Origin of the sequence: Actinokineospora spheciospongiae, assembly GCF_000564855.1 — a bacterium.
In the GTDB taxonomy this organism is placed as follows: domain Bacteria; phylum Actinomycetota; class Actinomycetes; order Mycobacteriales; family Pseudonocardiaceae; genus Actinokineospora; species Actinokineospora spheciospongiae.
Window position 1 is genome coordinate 13,243 of record NZ_AYXG01000029.1, and the last position, 20,521, is coordinate 33,763.

The window sequence follows — 20,521 nt, forward strand, 5'->3', positions numbered from 1 at the left end:
GCGCGCCCCCGACCGGGAGCGCGCGGGTGCGGCCTGGACAGCGGTCACGGGGCCAGCAGCGGTGCGAACGCCCGGTCGATCGCGTCCGCGGTGGTCATGGCCGAGCGGTAGGTCGCGGCCTCGGTGTAGCGCAGCGCGAAGACCTTGCCCGCCTTCACCGCGGGCAACTCTTTCCACAGCGGGGAGTCCAGGACGTACTGCACGGGCTTGGGTACCGAACCGTCGGCGGCGACGGAGTAGGTGATGGCGTCGGCCTCGGCGAAGGCCGCGGGCAGCTCCTCGATCGACGGGTACTCGCTGACGTCCTTGGAGCCGCCGCCCTTGACCTTGACCTGGCCGTAGTAGTTCGCCCCGAGGTCCTGGGCGATGTTGGTGCCCCAGGAGCCATTGAACTCGCGCTGGAAGTTGCCGTTGGCGACCTCGCCGTAGGCGCCGAGGTGGGCGAGCTTGAGGCCGGGCAGCACCGAGGCGTACTTGGTGGCCAGTTCCTTCGTCTTGGCCTGGTAGGCGTCGCGGTTGGCGTCGAAGGTGGCCAGCGCGCCCGCCGCGTCGGCCTGCTTGCGCGAGAGGTCCCGCCACGCCGAGGGCAGCGAGGGGCCGATGGCCACGACCGGGGCCACCGCCTCCAGCCGCTTGAGGTCGATGTCGGCGAGCACCGGCTTGGGCACGCCGATGACGATCAGGTCCGGTTCGGCCTGGGCGATCGCCTCGTAGTTGGTCTCCGCGGCGGATTCCCCCGCCACCTTGTTCAGCTCGTCGTACTTCGCGCGGTCCTCGGCGGTCATCATCGGCAGCCCCCGCTGCCAGGAGGAGATGCCCACCAGCGGTGCGTCGGCCTCCAGCAGGGCCGGGACGGCGTACCCGGTGGCCACGACCCGCTTCGGGGCGACCGGGATGGTGATCTGGCCGTTGTCGGCGGCGAAGACGCGGGTGTCGCCCGCGCCCGCGCCGGGCTCGGCGTCGCCGGAGCCGCAACCGGCGGCCAGGCCGATGGTGAGCACCAGCGCGCTGGCGATGCCGGTGATTCTGGGGATGGGCATGGGGTTCCTCGGGGTTTCGCTCGTACTTCGGGGGTATCAGTGGTGGTCGTGCGGGTGGTCGTCCTCGTCGTCGAAGTCGGCGACGCCGCGCTTCCAGTAGCCGGTGATGTCGTGGTCGGCCCTGCCCAGGCCCAGTTCGTCGCGGACCCAGCGGCGCAGCGGCTTGATCGAGCCCGCCTCCCCCGCGATCCAGGCGTAGATCCGTTCGCCCCGGGGCACGTCGATCCCGCGCACCGCCCGCTCCAGCAGGTCGGTGGTGCCGGGCGCGGCGCCGTCGCGGTGCAGCCAGTGCACCTCGAACCCCTCGGGGGCGCGCAGGTCGATCCGCTCGCCCGCGTCGGCGACCTCGACGAACGCCCAGCCGCGGGCGGTGCGGGGCAGTTCCTCCAGCCAGCGGGCGATGGCGGGCAGCGCGGTGAGGTCGCCCGCGAGCAGGTAGCGGTCGTAGGTGTGCGGGACGATCAGCCCACCGGGCGGGCCCGCGACGTGCACCTCGGCGCCGGGTTCGGCGGTGCGCGCCCAGTCGGCGCCCAGTCCCCCGGCGTGCAGGGCCACGTCCAGGTCCAGTTCACCGGTGGCCGGGTCGTAGCGGCGCACGGTGTACTCGCGGGAGGTGGGCGACGGCTTGGGCCAGCGCAGCAGGTCGCCGTCGGGCTCGGGCAGGCGCAGGGTGCCGTCCGGCTCCGGGAACAGCACCTTCACGTGCTCGTCGGGCGAGTGCGCCTCGAACCCCTCGGTCCCCGGGCCGCCCAGGGTGACCCGCAGCAGACCGGTGCCGACCATGGCGGTGCGCACCACCTCGGCGGTGCGCACCCGGATCGGGTAGCCGACCTTCTCCGCCGCGGTGCCCGCGCGGACCTCGGCGATGCGCTCGCGGTGGCGGTGGCGGTGGTCGACCCGGCTCACGTGCCCGCCCCGGTCACCAGGCTGGTCCAGCGCTCCAACCGGGGTTCCTCGGCCAGGTCGGCGAACTCGACGGCGGGCGCCCCGGCCGCGCGCCAGCGCTCGACCAGCGCCATCGTGCGCATGGAGTCCAGGCCCAGGTCGAACAGGTCGACGTCCGGGGTCACCTCGGCCGGGTCGCAGCCCAGCACGTCGGCGACGTCGGCGCGCAGCCGCTCGGCGGTCAGGGCGGTCTCGGGGGTGCTCATCGCTGCGCTCCGGCGGGGATCGGCGCCGACAGCGCGGCGAGCGCGGCGGCGGTGGTGGTGACGGCGCCGCAGCGCTGCGCGACGTACTCGCAGGCCCGGTCGTGGTGCTCGCGGGAGAAGTCGGCAACCGCGTCGCTGACCAGGAACGGGCGCACGTCGCGCATGAACGCCTCCACCGCGGTGGTCTGGCAGCCGATGTGCGCGTAGACGCCGGTGATCAGGAGCTGGTCGCGGCCGAGGTCGGCCAGCTGCTCGGTGAACGGGCTGCGCTGGAACGCGCTGTAGCGCCACTTGTCCAGCACGGTGTCGCCGGGTCGGGGGGCGAGTTCGTCGACGATGTCCGCGGCGCGCGGGTCGTCGTCGATGACCGCGCCGATGCCCGCGCCCCAGAACTCCAGCAGCAGGCCGCGGTCCTCGTCGGCCTGGCGGCCCGGCTGGGCGGTGTAGAACACCGGGACCCCGACGCGGCGGGCCACCTCCAGCAGGGCGGCGGTGTTGGCGACCACCTCCGGCAGCGGCGCCCCCTGGTACGGGGCGAGGAAGTAGCGCTGCGCGTCGTGCACCAGCAGCGCCGCGCGCGCCGGGTCGGGCCGCCAGTCGACCCGACCGGCGGGCAGTTCGGACGCCTCGGGCAGCCGGTAGGAACCGATCTCGGGCAGGGACACGGGTCACGCCTCCTTCACGAGGGCGGCCAGGGCCACCCGCAGTTCGCGTTTGCTGGTCTTGCCGACCCCGGTCACCGGGAACGCCTCGACCACCTGCACCAGGTCGGGCACCTTGAACGCGGCCACCCCGCGCCCGCGGATGAACCGGCGCAGCGCGGGCGCGGTGGGCGCGGCCCCGGCGACCGGCACGACGTAGGCGCAGGTGCGTTCGCCCAGGTAGTCGTCGGGCACCGCGACCACGGCGGCGTCGAGCACGTCGGGGTGGGCCATGAGGTGGTCCTCGACCTCCTCGGCGGCGACCTTCTCCCCGCCCCGGTTGATCTGCTCCTTGGCCCGGCCGACGACCTCCAGGTGCCCGGACTCCGTCTGCCGCACCAGGTCCCCGGTGCGGTAGAAGCCGTCCGGGGTGAACGCCAGCGCGTTGTGCTCCGGCGCGCGGTAGTAGCCGCGGATCGTGTACGGGCCGCGGGTCAGCAGCGCCCCGGGCTCCCCCGGTGCCACCAGGTCGTCCGAGCCCGCCAGCGGGTTGTCCGGGTCGACCACGCGGACCTCGTCGTCGGGGGAGATCGGGCGGCCCTGGGTGCCTAGGACCACCTCGGCCGGGTCGTCCAGGCGGGTGTAGCAGACCAGGCCCTCGGCCATGCCGAACACCTGCTGCAACCGCACCCCCAGGGCGGGTCCGACGCGCTCGGCCAGTTCCCGGCCGCACTTGGCCCCACCGACGAGCAGCACGTCCAACGTGGACAGGTCGTGCCCGGTGCGCGCGGCGGTCTGCACCCAGGCCGCGGCCAGCGGCGGCACGACCCCGGTGATGGTCACACCCTCGCGCTCGATGAGCCGGAACGCGGTGTCGGCGTCCGGGCGCGGCGAGAACACGACCTTCGCCCCCGCGTGCCAGGCGCCCAGCACACCGGGTGAGCTGAGCGGGTAGTTGTGCGCGGCGGGCAGGGCGGCCAAGTAGACGCTGTCGGGGGTCAGCGCGCAGATGCGGGCGCTTTCGCGGACGCTGTAGAGGTAGTCGTCGTGGGTGCGCGGGATCAGCTTCGGCAGCCCGGTGCTGCCCCCGGACAGTTGCAGGAACGCCACCCCCGACGGGTCGGGGTCGGGCAGCTCGCGCGGGGCGGTGGCGGACAGGTCGTCGAAGTCGGCGGAGCCGACCACGTGCACGTGGCGCACCGAGGCCACGTCGGCGGCCACGGCGCGCGCGGTGGCGGCGTGGTCGTGCCGCTCGTGCACGCCCACGGTGATGATCGCGGCGGCCTCGCTCTGCTCGGCGAAGTGGCGCAGTTCGCTGTGGCGGTGGGCGGGCAGCGCGAACACCGGCCAGGCACCGGCCCGCCACAGTCCGAACAGGACCGGGGCGAACTCGGGCACGTTCGGCAACTGCACCACGACCCGCTCACCCGGGCGGATGCCGGAGTCGACCAGGCCCGCGGCGATGCGGTGCGCGCGGTCGTCGAACTCGGCGTAGGTCCAGCGGCTGGTGGTCCCGTCCCGCTCGCCCACCACTGCGACGCGGGGGCCGTGCGCCTCGGCCAGCGCGGTCAGCAGCGCGCCGAAGGTCTGGCCGCGCCAGTGCCCCGCGGCGCGGTAGCGCGCGGCGACCGACGCGGGCCACGGGGTGTGGTCGAGGGTCATCGCGGGTCCTCGGCGCCGAGCGCGCGCAGCAGCGTGCGGAACTTCGCGCCGGTCTCGGCCAGTTCCGCCGCCGGGTCCGACCCGGCGACGACCCCGGCCCCGGCGAACAGGCGCACCGACCGGTCGCACACCTCGGCGCAGCGGATGGTGACCACCCACTCGCCGTCGCCGTTGAGGTCGGTCCAGCCCACCAGCCCGGTGAAGTGGCCGCGGTCCAGCGGTTCCAGGTCGGCGATGGCCTCCCGGGCGCGGACCACCGGCACCCCGCACACGGCGGGCGTCGGGTGCAGCGCCTCGGCCAGCGCCAGCGCCGAGGAGCCGGGGTCGGCCGGGTCGGCGACCCGGCCGGTGATGCGGGTCGACAGGTGCCACATCGTCGGCGTGCCGATCACCGACGGCTCGGCGGGCACGTCCAGGTCGACGCAGGACCGGCCCAGCACCTCGGCCACCCCGGCGGCGACGTGCGCGTGCTCGGCGCGGTCCTTGGCCGAGGCCAGCAGCGCCGCCCGGCGCCTGCGGTTCTCGTCCTCGTCGGCCACCCTGGGCAGCGAACCGGCCAGCGGGTTGGCCACCACCTCGGTGCCGTGCCGCGACACCAGCAGCTCCGGGCTCGCCCCGAGCAGGGTGCGCGGGGCCGGGTCGCCCGGCGCGCTGACGTCCACGGCGAAGGCGTGCGCGGCGGGGTCGGCGCGCACCAGCCGGGCCAGCAGCGCGGGCACCGCGACCGGGGTGTCGGCGAGCAGGTCGAGGCACCGGCCCAGGACGACCTTGTCCAGGTCGCCGTCGTCGATCAGGTCCAGGGCGCGGCGCACGGCGGCGGTGTAGGCCGCCGGTTCGGGCCGGGGCGTGATCGTCCAGGCGGGCACGCGGGCCGCTCCGGTGGGGCCGTCGCCCCCGGGGGCACCGGCCCGGCGGACGAGCGCGGGGACGACCAGGCTGCTCGGACCGTCCGGGCGGAACCCGATCGCGCCGACCACCACCGGTTCCTCGACCCCGGCCACGGCCGCCGCCGTCAACGCCGCCGCCGCGGCGGCGGCCCGGGTGCCGTGCGGGGCGTCGACCGGGGCGTGCACCCCGTCGGCGAGCAGCGAGCCGCGGGCCGAGGAGTAGTAGAACGACCCGGGCAGGTAGGCGGACAGCAGGTCGGCAGCCCGGTGGACCGGACGGGGACGCACCAGGGCGGCAGCGGACACGCGGAATTCCCTTTCGCGAACAAACCACTTCGGACGTTCCCACCCGGCGCACCCGGGCGAGGCAGGACTGGAGGAGGAAACTTACGAACCGCGGAGGATCAGGCGCACAGGGTCGCCCCGCCGTCGACGTACAGGTTCTGCATGGTGATGTGCCGGGCCCGATCGGACACCAGGAACACCACGGCGTCGGCGATGTCGTCGGGATCGGCGATGCGGCCGAGCGGGATGCCCACGCGGAACCGCTCCGCGTCCCCGGCGATGACCCGCTCGGGACCGTTCCCCCCGGTCCAGAGCGCGCGCTGCATCTCGGTGTCGGTCGACCCCGGCGAGACGACGTTGCAGCGCACCCCGGACCCGGCCAGCTCCAACCCCAGGCACCGGGTGAGCATCGTCGCCGCCGCCTTGGACGCGGCGTAGGCGGCCATCCCGGCGCGCGGCACGCCGACGGCGTTGGACCCGACGGTGACCAGCGCCCCGCGCCCGCGCGGCACCATGCGCCGGGACACCTCGCGCAGCACGGTGAGCACACCGGTGGCGTTGACCGCGAACGTCGCCGCCCAGTCCTCGTCCCGGGTGTCGCACACCGACGCCGGTCGCAGCACCCCGGCCGCGCAGACCCCGATGTCGATCGGCCCCAGGTCGCGCTCGACCTCGTCGACCACCCGGGCGATCGCCGCCGGGTCGGCCACGTCGGCCGCGAACGGCACGACCGCCCCGCCCGCGACCCCGGCCTCGATGTCGACCGCAGCCACGGTGGCACCCTCTCGGGCCAGGGCGCCCGCGATGGCGGCGCCGATCCCCCGAGCGGCACCGGTCACCACCGCGACCTTCCCGGTCAACCCAGTTTCCCCACCCACCCGAGCACCCCCTTTGCGCGTTGTTAACTAAGCCTTGCCTAAGTTACCAATTCACGACGTCGTCTCCGCAAGACAAGGTGCCTATGACCCAGAACACATCTGGATTCGCGCATGTCAGGGGGTGGTCCCAGCCGTGCCCGGACATGGCGAGGGGCGGCGGGCACTTGGCCCACCGCCCCTCGCGAATGCCGCCGCGTATGTCAGGTGGCGGGTTGCAGGCCCGCGGTGTCGTAGCGGCAGGACGCGTTCCACAGCAGGAACGAACTGGCGCCGCTGTCCTGGGCCGCCTTGATCTGCGCCTGGACCTCGGCCGGGCCGTAGGACTTGCGCAGGCTGAACGCCTGCAACCAGGGGATCACCTGCGTGCCGCTGTCCTTGGCCTTGGCCTTGGCGACGAACTCGGCCACCGAGCGGGCGGTGATGTCGTAGGGCTGCGACTCCGGCTGCGCCACCCCGTACTCACCGGGACCCCAGTGCGAGGGGTAGACCATCGGGGCGATGTAGTCGACGTGCTTCGACATCAGCGGGATGTCCTGGGCCACCGGGCCCGGCCGGGACGCGGCGATGCCGAAGACCGAGGCGCCGAGGAAGGCACCCCGGTCGCGCACGGCGTCGCGGCTCTTGGCGAGGAAGTCGGCGATGGCCTGCTCCGGGGTGCCCTGCAGGCCGGGCAGCTTCATCTGGCCCAGCGCGCCCTCGGGGCGGCGGATGTAGTCGTAGAGGACGTCGTCGAAGCCGATGGTCGCCGCCTCGGTGGCCAGGTCCAGGTTGTAACCCACGACCTCGGGGTTGGCGAAGTTGGTGAAGGCGTAGTCGCCGTAGCCGCCCGACCACGGCCTGCCGTCGTGGGTCTGCACGACCCGGTCGGTCTTGCCCGAGGTCCACGACGCCCTGGCCAGGATCGGGTCGCGGAACGCGACGAGCCTGCCGACGACCCGCACCCCCGCCTGGTGCAGTTGGTCGACGACGGCCTTGGCGTCGTAGTGGCTGCGGGTGGCGCCGATCTCGCGGGCCAGCGGCACCTGCGACTGGTAGCCGACCTCGCCGCTCTCGTCCTTGATGTCGAGCTGGATGGTGTTGATCCGGCCCTCGCGCGCCAACTGGAGCACCGGTTCGCGCAGGGCGTCCGACGTCCACGCCATCGCGGTCATGTGGACCGCCTTCATGCCGGGGTGGCGCACCGGCACGGTGAAGTCCTGCTTGGCGCTGTTGCCCGCACCGTCCCTGGCGGACAGCAGCACCTTGGCGGGGGCCTTGTCGAACTGGACCGCGAACGCGCCGTCGTCGCCGATCGGGACGGTCTTGTCGTCGGCGGTCACGGCCGTGGCGCCGGTCGCCTTGCCCTTGAGGGTGAAGGGCTTGCGGGGGTCGCTGACCGCCACCGGGTCGACCTCCAGCACGGGCGCGGTGCCGTCGACGGTGAAGCTCCGGGTGGCCTCGCGGTCGGGCATCATCCTGGCGGGCACGCGGGCGGAGACGCTGTGCGCACCGTCGGGCAGCGCCGGGTCGGCGAGCAGCAGCCGGTCGCCGTCGCGGCGGGTCTGCGCGGGGGCGCCGTCGAGGAACACCTGGACGTCGGCCAGGTCCTGGCCCTCCGGAGCGCTGACGCTGAGCAGGCGCACCGCGTCGGTGGTGACGGTGGCGCCCTCGTCCACACCGGACACCACCGGGTCGGACGCCGTCAGCGCCCGGACGCTCAGCGGCGCCACGATCGCCAGCACGACCAGCGCCCCGATGAGCAGCGGTATGACGCGCCGCCTGCGGCTAGCCTGAGTTGCCACGTGAGAATCCCTCCGCTGACGGGTTTCGCCCCGGCTTTCCCCGTTCGGCGGTGCCGTAATCCCAGGTCATACTTTCGTGTGGCCCGCGTTGCGCCGAGCGGGCGACCGGTCGACCGTGGAGAGGTGATCATGACTGACCTCGCTGCCGCCGGACGGGTGACCGCCGCCACGGCCGTGCTCGCCCTGGCCGCGGCCTGCGCGAGTCCCGAAGCCACCGCCCCGAGCGCACCGGTCATCTCGGCGGCACCGGTGGCCCCGACGTCCGCGAGCCCGCCGCCGCCCACGCCGCGGGAGGTCTCGGCGAACGAATTGGGCCAGGTGCCGGTCCTCATGTACCACCGCGTGATCGCCAACCCGAACAGCGTCTACGACCGCTCCCCCGAGGACTTCCGCGCCGAACTGGAACGCCTGGCGGGCGAGGGCTACGTGACCGTCACGGCCGCGCAGTACGCCAAGGGCGAGATCGACATCCCCGCGGGCACCCACCCGGTCGTGCTCACCTTCGACGACGGCGACCCCTCCCAGTTCGCCCTGACCCCGGAGGGCAATCCGGTGCCGGGCACCGCGGTGGCGATCATGCGGGAGGTGGCCGCCGCCCACCCCGCCTTCCGCGCGGTGGGCAGCTTCTTCGTCAACGCCGACCCCTTCGCCGACCCCGGCGGCCTGCGCACGATCCCGTGGCTGCGCGCGCACGGCATGGAGGTCGGCAACCACACCCTGACCCACTCGAACCTGCGCACCGCGGGCCCGCTGGCCGCCCAGCAGGACATCGCCCGCGGCGACCAGGCCATCCGCGCGGCGGGCGGGGCGCCGGAGGTCATCGCGCTGCCCTTCGGCATCCACCCCCGCGAGGCGGGCCTGGCCGTCAACGGGCACTCCGACGGCGCCGAGTACCACTACCGGGGGGCGTTGCTGGTGGGCGCCAACCCCGCCCCGTCGCCCTACTCCGGCGACTTCGACCCGGTGCGCATCCCGCGCATCCGGTCCCAGGCCGCCACCGGCAAGGAGGCCGAGTTCGCCTCCACGGTGTGGCTGGACAAGCTCGCCGCCGCCCCCGCCCAGCGCTACACCTCCGACGGCGTGGCCGACCGGGTGTCCTTCCCGCAGGACGCGGGCGCGGTGGCGGAGACCTTCCGCGCCCAGGCCCAGCCGTACTGAGCCCGGCCCCACTGGTCGGGGCGCGTTCACGGCTTGGTGGCGAACACCCACCGGTTCGCCGCCAGCGCGTCGTCCGGCTCCGGTTCGGGGCCGCGGCCGAGCAGGCGGGTGGAGTGGAAGGGGGTGCGGGTGGTGGTCGACCACCCCCGGGCGCCGAGGTCGGCCGCCGAGTCGGGGCGGGGTTCGCCGTCGAACAGCCCGAGCAGGTCGATGCCGATCTGCTGCCGCGTGGTGGCGTAGACCGGGTTGTCCCGCACCTTCTCCGGTTCCACACCGACCTTGACCTCGTAGGCCAGGTCGCTGCCCGGGGTGACCAGGCTGTCCACAGTGTCGACGAGCCGCTTCTCCGCCCCCGCCGGGAGGTAGAGCAGCAGGCCCTCGGCCAACCAGGTGCTGCGGGCGGTGGGGTCGTAACCGGCGTCGAGCAGGGCGCCCGCCCACTCGTCCCGGAGGTCGGCGGCGATCGGCCTGCGGGTGACCGGGGGCGTGGCGCCCACGCCGTCGAGCACCCGGTGCTTGAAGGCCAGCACCTCGTCCCGGTCGACCTCGTAGACGACGCAGCCCGGGGGCCAGTCCAGGCGGAAGGCCCGGGAGTCGAGCCCGGCGCCGAGCAGCACGACCTGGTGGGCGCCCGCGCGGGCGGACCGGAGCAGGTGGTCGTCGAAAACCCTGGTGCGCAGGCCGAAGTAGCGCGCCAGCCGACCCCACAGCGGGCTGGCGTCGCCGTCGGGCGCGTCCTCGATCCGCGTCGGCCACCCGGCGGACACCGGTGCCGCGCGCACGAAGTGCTCGGCGTAGTGGTCCTGGACCAGGGAGTCGTGCCGGTGGGTCTCGATGGCGCGGGCCGCGGCGACCAGCAGCGCGGTCAGGCCGACGCCGCGTTCCACTCCGGCCGCTCCTGGCTGGACGTCGACCACGCGTTCTCCTCCTCGGCAAGGGTTGTCACGCGGGCGCCGTACAGCGCGCCCATGAAGCGCAGGACCTCCTCATCGGACCCGTGCAGGCTGGTGGTGCAATCCGCCAGCACGGTGATGTGGAACCCCTTCTGGAAGGCCGTCCGCGCGGTCGAGTCGACGCACACGTCGGCGTAGACGCCCGCGAACACCAGGCGGTCGAAGCCCCGGTGGTCGAGGTACCCGGCGAAGCCGTCGCTGAGGAACGCGTCGAAGCAGGCCCGCTTGGTGAAGACGCGTTCGCCGGGCGCGGGCGAGACCCGGTGGAACTCCGCGCCCCGGGAACCGTCGAGGCACTTCGGCTGCTTGCCCAGCGCCTGGTCGCGCCGCCGCCAGCTCGGCCCCTGGTGTTCGAGGTCGCCGAGGAACCGGACGAACACGACCTCCACCCCGTGCGCCCTGGCCACGTCGACTGCGCGGGCCGCGTTCGCGGTGACGGCGTCCAGCTTCGCGGTGTCGCCGCCGAACCGCGCCGCGACGACCGGACCGGTGCAGAAGTCGTGTTGCAGGTCGATCACCAGGAGCGCCGCGCGTTCCCGACCGGTCACGATTCCGCCGCCAGCACGGGTTCCCCGGCTCGGGTGGGCGTGCCCAACTCGGCGAGCAGGGCGTCGACCACCGATGTGGTCGAGTGCGTGCCGCCGAGGTCCGGGGTGCGGGTGCCCCGGGTCAGCACGGAGTCGAGGGCGCGCTCCACCGCGGCGACCGCGCCCGCGCAGGAGCCGTGCCGTTCCGCGATCGCCGCCGCGGCCCGCACCGTCGCCACCGGGTTGACCACGTCGCGGCCCTCGATGTCGTCGGCGGAGCCGTGCACCGTCTGGTACTCGACCAGCCCGCGCACCTCGGGGCACAGGTGGATGTTCTCGGTGAAGCGGTTCTCCTGGCGCTCGGAGCCGAACCGGTCGAGCAGGAACGGGTGCATCACGTCCGCCCACTCGTTGCCGCCGATGATCATCATCCGCGGCGAGAGGCCGTGTTCGATGAGGTTGCGGTTGACCGTGTCCGGCTGGCCCAGCGCGATCCGCACCCCGTGGCGGGCGGCGCTGCGCGCGACCCACTCGCCGAGCGCGCCGTCGAGCAGGTGGAACTTGTAGGCCATGACGACCTGGTCGGCCCCGGTGTCCGGCCACTGCTGCCGGGCCCGCCGCACCGCGAAGGCGATCACCTCGTCGGTGACGTCCTCGGTGAAGGCCATCGTCCGGGTCACCGCACCGGGGGAATGGGTGTTCTCCCCGGTGTAGAAGCCTTGGGCCTCGTCGCGGACCAGCAGCAGCGTCGCACCGGGTGATTCGATGACGTCGACCTTCACCGCCCGCAGGTGCTCGCGGACGAGGTAGAGGGATTGCGCGTTGATCGCCGTGCGGAATACGGCGGAAACCCCGAGTTCCGCTTGGGCCCGGCAGAATTCCTCGTAGTGCCGGGCGTCGTCCCGCGTGATCGACCGGATCTGATCGGCGTCGAGGGTTTTCAACGAGTTGTAGGAATGGTAGAGCCGGGGGGAACGGGTGATGGTGAAACTGGTCGAGAACAACTCGCCGAGGGCGGTCAGGGTCCGTTCGAACACCCGCGCGAGTTCCGGCCCGGTCCCCCGGCCGACAGCGAGTCCGACAGTCGATTCCACCGTGCTCCTTCGCACCGAACGGCCGGGGCGCGCCGCGCGCGCCCCGGAGGGGCGGTCAGGCGGGGGTGGGGACCAGGTGGTCGCCCACGATCCCGGCCTTGTCCGGGCTGTAGTAGTCCTTGATGCTCTCCACCCAGGCGAGCACGCGGACCTGGTCGTCCTCGGTGGGCTCCAGGGCGTCGAAGAGGGTGTTGATGTTGTCGAACTCGAAGCCGATCGCCGTCATCAGCGCCACGAAGTCCGGGCGGTGGATGAGCCCGTCCTCGTCGGGGTCGGCGAGCGCGGCGAGCGACTCGGCGAAGTCGGTGAGCGTGTCGTCGAAGCGCTCCGGGGACAGGACGCAGGAGCAGTACTCCTCCATGCTGACCCGGCCGTCCCGGTCGGCGTCCAATTCCGCTTCCAGGATCGACCAGTGCTTCCGGTAGGCGGCGACCATCGCGTTCTTCGCCGCTCCGCTCGCCCGGGGCGCGGCCTCGACGACACGTTCCGCCGTCAGTTCGAAATCGTCGGCCTCAATGTACCCGTTGCCATTCGAATCGAAGAGCGTGAAGATGAGCTCGACCCGGTCCAACGCCTCACTGCGCATATTTGCTCCCCATTGTCGCGGCTGCCTTACGATGCCGCTTGGGAACTATGCCAGACCCCGGGCACCGCTCAGGGAACCCAATCAAAGACCATCAGAAAGGGTGAACGGCGCTACCGCTGCGCACCAGGAACTCCGTTCGGGTCCACCGATCGGCGGGCGTGAACGACACCCGTTCGGCGGTGTGCGCCACGGGCAGGTCCCGGCGGGGACGCCGGGTCAGCGGCGGCGCCGCAGGGCGTGGTCGCCGAGGTGGCGCTCGGCGACCTCGTCCGGGCCCTCGATGATCCGCATGACCACCGCGTCGCGGTGCAGGCGGCCGACGGTGCTGTCCGGGGCGATCCCGGCCGAGCCGTGCAGGCGCACGGCGTGTTCGCTCACGGCGGTGGCCGCCCGGGAGGCGGTGTACTTGGCCAGCACGGTCTCGGCGATGGCGGCGGGTTCGCCGCGCTCGCGCAGGGCGGCGGCGTGGGCGCAGACCGCGCGGGCCGCCCGAGCCTCGGCCAGGCAGCGGCCGAGCAGGGCGCGCACGGCGTCGTGGTCGGCCAGCCGCGCCCCGCCCTGGGTCCGGGTGCCGACGTGGGTGGCGGTGTGGTCGAGGCAGGACTCGGCGATGCCGACGCAGCCCCAGGCCACGGTGAAGCGCCCGTGGTCCAGCGCCGTCCCGGCCACGTGCGAGAGGCCGTAGCCGGGTGGGGCGATCGCGTTGGCCGCCGGGATGGTCACGTCGTCGAAGCGCACGTTGGCGATCCGCGCGGCGCGCATCCCGAGCTGCCCGGTGACCGGTTCCACCGTCACGCCGGGGCGGTCGGCCTCCACCAGGGCGGTCCGCAACCCTCCCCCGGACCGGGCCAGGACCAGGAACACGTCGGCGCTCTGCCCGAAGGTGACCCACACCTTGCGCCCCCGCACCCGCAACCCGCCCGGGGTGGCCGAAATCTCGGTGTCCACAGCGGACAGGTCGGTGCCCGCGCCCGTCTCGGTGGCGGCGAAGGCGGCCAGCCGGTCGCCACCGGCCAGGGCGGGCAGCCAGGCGGCGCGCTGCCCCCGGTCGCCCCAGCGCAGGACGGCGGCGGCCACCATGCCCTGCACGGTGACCAGGGCGCGCAGGGCGCTGCACACCCCGCCCAGGCTCGCGCACAGCTCGCCGACCTCCGTCGCCGACCAGCCGCGCCCGCCGTGCTCGACGGGGAGGTCCGCGGCGAGGAACCCGGCGTCGGCGACCGACCGCACCACTTCGGCGGGCAGGCCCGCGCCCGCGTCCCACGCGGCGGCCCCGGCGCGCGCGGACTCGGCGAACGCCGCGTGGTCCACGCCCTCAGCCCCGCGCCGCGGCGAGCTTGCGCTCGACGAACCTCGCCATGTTGTTCATCGTGCGGAAATTGTCCAGTTCGAGGTCTTCTGTTTCCACCCGGAGACCGAAGGCCCGTTCCACGTGGGTCACCATTTCCAGGGCCATCAGCGAGTTCACCACACCGAGTGCGAAATAGTCGTCATCGGCTCCGATGGCATTCCCCGGGAGCGCGGTGTCGAAGAACGCGCGCACCTGCCGCAAAACGTCACCGTCGACCTCCTGCGGCGAGAACTGACTGCTCACATGGCCTCCCGGGTGGGCTCCCCAGCGAACGTAACACACCCCGCCGAGGCCGGGACAGCGCCGAACGGACCAGCGCATTACAGCGCCCCGCCACTCACCGGGAGTGATTTACCACTCCCGATTCCGTTATCAGCCGGACGGCGGTGTCACCCGGGTCGGAACGACTGCGAATATCGCACCTCCGGGTCCGGTGCGGGCCAATTGCACTGCGGGGTGGTTCTGCTGCGCCAAGGATCGGAACCGCTCGCCGCGCCCCTGTCGCCCGCCCAGCAGCGGCTGTGGTTCCTGCACGAGTTCCACCCCGGCGCCGAGTACAACACCTCGGTCGGTTTCCGGCTGCGCGGTCCCCTCGACCCCGGCGCGCTGCACGGCGCGCTGGACCGCCTGGTCGAGCGGCACGAGTCGCTGCGCACCACCTTCCACACCGTCGATGGTCGCGGCGCGCAGGTGGTGGGTCCGCCGTTCCCGCTGCGGCCCGCGCCGACGCCCTGCGCCGAGGCCGATGTGGAGGCGGTGCTGCTGGAGGTCACCGGGGAGCCGTTCGACCTGCGCCACGGGCCTCCGGTGCGGGCCGCGCTGCCGGCGCTCGGCCCGACCGAACACCTGCTGGTCCTGTGCCTTCACCACATCGTGACCGACGGGTGGTCGATGGGCGTGCTCGCGGAGGAGTTGGGGGTGCTGTACTCCGCCGCCGTGCGCGGGGAGGGAGCGGAGCTGCCCGCCCTGCCGCTGCGCTACGTCGACTTCGCCCGCGCGCAGCGCAAGCAGCTCACCGGCGCGGTGCTCGACCGGCACCTGGCGTACTGGGAACGACAGCTCGACGGCCTGAACGCCTTGGAGTTGCCCACCGATCGGCCGCACACCACCGCGCGCACCACCGGCGGCGCGCGGTTGACCCGGGCCGTGCCCGCCGACCTGGTGGCGCGACTGACCCGGGTGGGCCGCGAGCGGGGTGCCACGCTGTTCATGACCCTGGTCGCGGCGACGCAGGTGTTCCTGGGCAGGCGCAGCGGCCAGCGGGACGTGGCGGTGGGCACCGCCACCTCCGGGCGCCACGGCACCGAGCTGGCGGGCCTGGTCGGGTTCTTCGTGAACACCGTGGTCGTCCGCTCCGACGTGGACGGATCGCTGTCGTTCGCCGACCTGCTCGACCGGGTGCGCGGCACCGTCCTCGACGCCCTGGACCACGACGCGGTCCCGTTCGACCGGCTGGTGGAGCTGCTGCGACCCGAGCGCGACCCGGGCCGGTCGCCGCTGGCGCAGGTGATGGTGCTGCTGCGCAACACCCCGGGGGGAACCCCGCGGTTGGCCGGGCTGGAGGTCACCGAGTTCGCGCTGCCGCACCGGACGTCCGCCTTCGACCTGACCGTGGAGTACGTCCCCGTCGAGGACGGCCTGCGGCTGGAGCTGGTCTACAGCACCGACCTGTTCGAGGCGGACACGGTGGCGCGGATGGCCGACCAGTTGCTGGTGCTGCTCGACGGGGTGGCCGCCGACCCGGCGGGCAAGGTGGCGCGACTGCCGCTGACCCCGCCCGCTGAGCAGCGCCTGCTGGCCGAGTGGGCCGAGGGCGAGCGCACCACCGACCACTGCGTGCACGAGCTGTTCGCCGCGCGGGCCGCCGCCCGCCCCGACGCGGTGGCCCTCACCTGCGACGGCGCGGCGCTGACCTACCGCGAGCTGGACACCGAGGCCAACCGCCTGGCGCACGGGCTCCTGGAGCGGGGTGTGCGCCCTGAGGACCGCGTCGGGCTGTGCCTGCCGCGCGGGGTCGACGTCGTCGTGGCGATGCTCGCCGTGCTCAAGGCGGGCGGGGTGTACGTGCCGCTGGACCCCGACTACCCGCCCGTCCGGCTGGCGCTGATGGTCGCCGACTCCGACACCGGGCTGGTGCTCACCCACGCAGGCCTGCGCGACCGGCTCCCCGCCGCGACCCCCGTGGTGGCGCTGGACGACGGCGGCTGGGCGGGGCACCCCGGGCACGCGCCCCCGGTGCGGGTCCACCCGCGCGGCGGCGCCTACGTCATGTTCACCTCCGGGTCCACCGGCAGGCCGAAGGGCGTGCTGGTGGAGCACCGCTCGATCGCCCGCCTCGCCGCCGGGGACCCGCTGCGGGTCGGGCCGCGCGACGTGGTGGCCCAGTACTCGACGACCGCGTTCGACGCCTCCACGTTCGAGATCTGGGTGCCCCTGCTCTGCGGCGCCCGGCTGGCGCTGTGCGTGCGCGGCCTGCTCTCGGCCGAGGAGCTGGGCCGGTTCCTCGCCGCCGAGTCGGTGACCACGCTGTGGCTGACCGCGGGCCTGTTCCACGAGGTGGCCGCCGCCGACCCGGGGGTGTTCGCGGGCCTGCGCTGGCTGGGCTGCGGCGGTGACGTGATCGCCCCCGAGCACTGCGCCGAGGTGCTGCGGCGGGCCCCGGACCTGCGGCTGGTCGACGGGTACGGCCCCACCGAGGGCACCACCTTCGCCACCGCGCACGTGGTCGGGCCGGGTGAGGCGCCGGTGCCGATCGGGCGGCCGATCGCGGGCACCCGCTGCCACGTGCTCGACCACACCCTGGAGCCGGTCCCCATCGGTGTCCCCGGTGAGCTGTACGTCGGCGGGACCGGCCTGGCGCGCGGGTACTGCGGACGCCCGGGGCTCACCGCGCAGCGGTTCGTGGCCGACCCGTTCCACCCCGGTGAACGGCTGTACCGCACCGGGGACGTGGTCCGCTGGACGCCCGCCGGGGTGCTGGAATTCCTCGGGCGGGCCGACGACCAGGTCAAGATCCGGGGCTTCCGGGTGGAGGTGGGCGAGGTCGAGGCCGCGCTGCGCGGGCACCCGGCGGTTACCGAGGCGGTCGTGGCCGCCCGCGAGCACGTGCCCGGCCACAAGCGGCTCGTCGCCCACGTGGTGGCCCCCGGTGCCGATGGGGCGGAGCTGCGCGCGTTCCTGGCCGCGACCCTGCCCGCGCACCTGGTGCCCGCCGTGGTCGTGCCGCTCGACGCGCTGCCGCTGCTGCCCAACGGCAAGCTCGACCGCGCCGCCCTGCCCTCGGCGCCCACCCGGCAGGCCCGGACCCACGTCCCGCCCGGCGGTCGCGACGAAGAGGTGTTGGCGCGGGTCTGGGCTGAAGTGCTCGGTGTGGAGCGCGTCAGCGCCGACGACAACTTCTTCGCCCTGGGCGGGGACTCCATCCTGAGCCTGCAAGTGGTGTCCCGGGCGCGGGAGCTGGGGTTGCGGATCACCCCGAAGGACGTGTTCCTGCGCCAGACCCTGGCCGGGGTCGCCGCGACCGCCGACACCGAGCCCGCCGTCACCGCCGAGCAGGGGCCGGTGACCGGGCAGGCGCCGCTGACGCCGATCCAGCACTGGTTCTTCGCCACCGTCACCACCTCTCGCGAGCACTTCCTCCAGTGGATCGCGGTGGAGCTGCCCCCGGACGTGGACCGGGTGGCGCTGCGCGCGGCGGTGGAGGCGCTGCCCGTGCGGCACGACGCGTTGCGCACCCGATTCCGGCAGGTGCGGGGGCAGTGGGTGCAGGACGTGCCGCCACCGAGTGCGGAGGACGTCCTCGTTCCTGACCAGTCCACGGTGGAGGATTTCCTGCTGCTGGTGCGGACGGGGATGGATCTGGACGCGGGCCACCTGTTCCGGGCCGGGGTCGTGGCCTCGGACCGGTTGGTGCTCGCCGCCCACCACCTGGTCGTCGACGGGGTGTCCTGGCGGGTGCTCTTGGCGGACCTGCGCACCGGCTACCAGCAGGCAGCGGCCGGTCGGGCGATCGAGCCACGACCCAAGACCACCTCCTTCCGCGACTGGGCGCGATTATTGGCCGAACATGCGGGGAGCGGCGGGTTCGACCACCACCTGCCGTACTGGGCTCAGGCGATCGTGGACGTCCCGGTGGTGAAGGGCGAACCGGGGCACCCGGAGCGCGCCGTCACCGCGCACCTCCCGGCCGAGGACACCGCTGCCCTGCTGCGCGCGGCGGCCACCGCCTACCGCGCCAGGGTCAACGACGTGCTGGTGGCGGCGCTGGGCGTGGTGCTCGCCCGCTGGACCGGGCACGACCGCGTCCCGCTGGAACTGGAGGGCCACGGCCGGGAGGACGTCCTCGACGGGGTCGACCTCACCCGCACGGTCGGGTGGTTCACCACCCTGTTCCCCTTCACCGCGCTGTTCCCCTCCAATGCCGACGTGCGCGGCGCACCGGACTGGGGCGCGGTGCTCAAGTCGGCCAAGGAGGGGCTGCGCGACGCGCACGGGCACAGCCTCAGCCACGGCGCCCTGCGCTGGCTCACCGACCGCGAACCGGCCGAACACCGACCCGTGGTCAGGCTGAACTACCTGGGGCGCTTCGACTCCGCCCACGACGACCTGTTCCCCCCGACCCCCGAGGGCATCGGGCTCGACCGCGCCCACCCGACCACCGGCACGGCCCAACTCGACGTCGTCGCGAGCGTGACCGCCGGGGGTGAGCTGGAGTTCGAGTGGACCCACTCCCCCGGCGCCCACACCGAGGCGACCGTGGCCAGGCTGGCCGAGGAGACGCTGACCGCCCTGCGCGAGATCACCGCGCACTGCGCCGAACCGGGCGTGGGCGGGCCGACCCCGTCGGACTTCCCGCTGGCGGGCCTGGACCAGGCCGAGCTGGACCGGGTCGTCGGCGACGACCGGTCGGTGGAGGACGTCTACCCGCTGACCCCCATGCAGAGCGGGATGCTGTTCCACGGCCTGTCGCTGCCCGGCCTGTACCTGGAGCAGGTCGCGTTCACCGTGACCGGCCTCGACGACCCGGCGGCGCTGGAACGGGCCTGGGCGCGCGTGGTCGAGGCCACGCCCGTGCTGCGCACGTCGGTGGTGTGGGAGGGACTGCGCGAACCCCTCCAGGTGGTGCGGCGCGAGGTGGCGGTCCCGGTCGCGCACCACGACTGGCGCGGCATCCCGGAGGCGCAGCGGGAGGAACGGCTGCGGCGGCTGCTCGCCGACGACCGCGCCACCGGGATCGACCCCGGCGCGGCGGCGCTGCTGCGGCTGGTGTTCGTGCGCACCGGCGAGACCGAGGTCCGGGTCGTGTGGAGCTTCCACCACGTCCTGCTCGACGGGTGGAGCCTGTTCCAGGTGGTGTCGGACGTGCTGGCCGTGGTCGCGGGTGGCACGCCGCGACCGCGCCGCCCGTTCCGCGACCACGTGGCCTGGGCGCGGGCGCGCGACACCGACGCCGCCGAGCGGCACTGGCGGGGCGTGCTCGCCGGTTTCGCCGAACCCACCCCGCTGCCCTTCGACCGGCCGCCGGGCCGGGCGCACCGCTCGTGCTCGTCGTCGGCGCACGACCTCGTCCTGCCGGAGGGGGTCACCGCCGACGTGCGCGGCTTCGCCCGGCGCAACCGGCTGACGCTGAACACGGTCGTGCAGGGCGGGTGGGCGCTCCTGCTGGCCCGGCGCGGCGGCAGGCGCGACGTGTGCTTCGGGTCGGTGGTCTCCGGGCGCCCGGTCGGGTTGGCGGGCGCCGACTCGATCGTGGGGATGCTGGTCAACACCGTGCCGGTGCGGGTCGAGGTCGACCCGGCCGACACGACCGACCTGCCGGGGTGGCTGGGGCGGTTGCAGGCCGCGCAGGCGGAGGCCCGCGGGTTCGAGCACCTGCCGCTGCCCCGGGTCCAGCGGTTGGGCGCGGTGCCCCCGGGGCGGAACCTGTTCGACAGCGTCGTGGTGTTCGAGAACTACCCGCTCGACCACGAACCGGCCGGTGCGGGCGGGCCGCGACTGGGTGACGTCGTCGCCGTGGAGAACACCAACTACCCGCTGCACCTGGTCGCCCAGGGCGGTTCCCGGCCGGGCGAGCCGCTGGCGCTGCAACTGGGCTACGACCCGGAGCTGTTCGACGCCGCGACCGCCGAGGGGTTGTGCGCCGAACTGGCCGGGCTGCTGGCGGACCTGACGCGGGGCGCGGTCCCGGCCGTGGACCTCCCCGCGACCGCCGCACCCGTGGTCGCGCCCCCGCCCGGGCCCCGGGAGTTCACCGCCCCGCGCGGTGCCGCCGAGCGGGCCGTGGCCGACATCTGGGCCGACGTCCTGGCGGTGCGGCGGGTCGGGGTGTGGGACGACTTCTTCGACCTCGGCGGGGATTCCCTGCTGGGGATGCGGGTCGCCGCCCGGGTGGGCGCGGCCTTCGGCGTGGCGCTGTCACCGCGCGCCCTGTTCGACAACCCCACGGTCGGCGCCCTGGCCGCCTTCGTCGAGCACTCCTCGGCGGCGGTCGACTCGCGCGACTACGAGCTGTGAGACGGGAGAGCGGC

At 74.1% G+C, this 20,521-nt stretch carries 16 protein-coding genes; 2 read left to right on the forward strand and 14 right to left on the reverse strand.

Annotated features, from left to right (window positions below):
* Window positions 1-44: 44 nt before the first annotated feature.
* The 8 genes from UO65_RS03845 to UO65_RS03880 form a co-directional block, all read right to left on the reverse strand.
* A complete protein-coding gene (locus UO65_RS03845) occupies window positions 45-1,040 on the reverse strand; it encodes an ABC transporter substrate-binding protein (protein ID WP_035278778.1) in 996 nt (331 codons plus the stop codon).
* A gap of 36 nt (window positions 1,041-1,076) precedes the next feature.
* Complete coding sequence (locus UO65_RS03850) at window positions 1,077-1,946, reverse strand: siderophore-interacting protein (protein ID WP_035278780.1); 870 nt, start codon at window positions 1,944-1,946, stop codon at window positions 1,077-1,079.
* Complete coding sequence (locus UO65_RS03855; RefSeq protein WP_035278781.1) at window positions 1,943-2,191, reverse strand: phosphopantetheine-binding protein; 249 nt, start codon at window positions 2,189-2,191, stop codon at window positions 1,943-1,945. The genes UO65_RS03850 and UO65_RS03855 overlap by 4 nt, the downstream gene beginning before the upstream one ends.
* The gene (locus UO65_RS03860) at window positions 2,188-2,856 is read right to left on the reverse strand and encodes an isochorismatase family protein (RefSeq protein WP_035278782.1); all 669 of its coding nucleotides are present in this window, start codon (window positions 2,854-2,856) and stop codon (window positions 2,188-2,190) included. The genes UO65_RS03855 and UO65_RS03860 overlap by 4 nt, the downstream gene beginning before the upstream one ends.
* A gap of 3 nt (window positions 2,857-2,859) precedes the next feature.
* Entirely contained in the window at window positions 2,860-4,494 is a 1,635-nt protein-coding gene (locus UO65_RS03865; RefSeq protein WP_035278784.1) for a (2,3-dihydroxybenzoyl)adenylate synthase, read from the reverse strand.
* Complete coding sequence (locus UO65_RS03870; RefSeq protein WP_035278786.1) at window positions 4,491-5,687, reverse strand: isochorismate synthase; 1,197 nt, start codon at window positions 5,685-5,687, stop codon at window positions 4,491-4,493. Before UO65_RS03870 ends, UO65_RS03865 begins: the two co-directional genes overlap by 4 nt.
* Window positions 5,688-5,785: 98 nt before the next feature.
* Entirely contained in the window at window positions 5,786-6,526 is a 741-nt protein-coding gene (dhbA, locus tag UO65_RS03875; RefSeq protein WP_233427431.1) for a 2,3-dihydro-2,3-dihydroxybenzoate dehydrogenase, read from the reverse strand.
* Window positions 6,527-6,744: 218 nt separating this feature from the next.
* The gene (locus UO65_RS03880; protein ID WP_035278789.1) at window positions 6,745-8,325 is read right to left on the reverse strand and encodes a putative glycoside hydrolase; all 1,581 of its coding nucleotides are present in this window, start codon (window positions 8,323-8,325) and stop codon (window positions 6,745-6,747) included.
* A gap of 129 nt (window positions 8,326-8,454) precedes the next feature.
* Between UO65_RS03880 and UO65_RS03885 the strand changes: the two genes are divergently transcribed.
* A complete protein-coding gene (locus UO65_RS03885; RefSeq protein ID WP_035278811.1) occupies window positions 8,455-9,483 on the forward strand; it encodes a polysaccharide deacetylase family protein in 1,029 nt (342 codons plus the stop codon).
* A 26-nt stretch (window positions 9,484-9,509) separates the two neighbouring features.
* Here UO65_RS03885 and UO65_RS03890 read toward each other — a convergent pair whose 3' ends face one another.
* The 6 genes from UO65_RS03890 to UO65_RS03915 all read right to left on the reverse strand — a co-directional run bounded on the left by UO65_RS03890 (window position 9,510) and on the right by UO65_RS03915 (window position 14,237).
* On the reverse strand, window positions 9,510-10,400 hold the full coding sequence (locus tag UO65_RS03890) for a class I SAM-dependent methyltransferase (RefSeq protein WP_035278791.1): 891 nt from the start codon (window positions 10,398-10,400) through the stop codon (window positions 9,510-9,512).
* Window positions 10,349-10,984 carry a cysteine hydrolase family protein gene (locus tag UO65_RS03895; RefSeq protein WP_052020645.1) on the reverse strand — a complete coding sequence of 212 codons (636 nt, stop codon included), beginning with the start codon at window positions 10,982-10,984 and terminating at the stop codon, window positions 10,349-10,351. The genes UO65_RS03890 and UO65_RS03895 overlap by 52 nt, the downstream gene beginning before the upstream one ends.
* A complete protein-coding gene (locus tag UO65_RS03900; RefSeq protein ID WP_035278792.1) occupies window positions 10,981-12,057 on the reverse strand; it encodes an isocitrate/isopropylmalate family dehydrogenase in 1,077 nt (358 codons plus the stop codon). The genes UO65_RS03895 and UO65_RS03900 overlap by 4 nt, the downstream gene beginning before the upstream one ends.
* A 55-nt stretch (window positions 12,058-12,112) precedes the next feature.
* The gene (locus tag UO65_RS03905; protein ID WP_035278793.1) at window positions 12,113-12,643 is read right to left on the reverse strand and encodes an EF-hand domain-containing protein; all 531 of its coding nucleotides are present in this window, start codon (window positions 12,641-12,643) and stop codon (window positions 12,113-12,115) included.
* 216 nt (window positions 12,644-12,859) lie between these two features.
* Entirely contained in the window at window positions 12,860-13,954 is a 1,095-nt protein-coding gene (locus tag UO65_RS03910) for an acyl-CoA dehydrogenase family protein (protein WP_035278794.1), read from the reverse strand.
* Window positions 13,955-13,958: 4 nt separating this feature from the next.
* The gene (locus UO65_RS03915) at window positions 13,959-14,237 is read right to left on the reverse strand and encodes an acyl carrier protein (protein ID WP_035278795.1); all 279 of its coding nucleotides are present in this window, start codon (window positions 14,235-14,237) and stop codon (window positions 13,959-13,961) included.
* A gap of 213 nt (window positions 14,238-14,450) precedes the next feature.
* On the opposite strand from UO65_RS03915, the gene UO65_RS03920 reads away from it, so the two are divergent.
* Window positions 14,451-20,507 (forward strand): non-ribosomal peptide synthetase, encoded by a 6,057-nt coding sequence (locus UO65_RS03920; protein WP_233427432.1) that lies wholly within the window; start codon window positions 14,451-14,453, stop codon window positions 20,505-20,507.
* Window positions 20,508-20,521 lie beyond the last annotated feature (14 nt).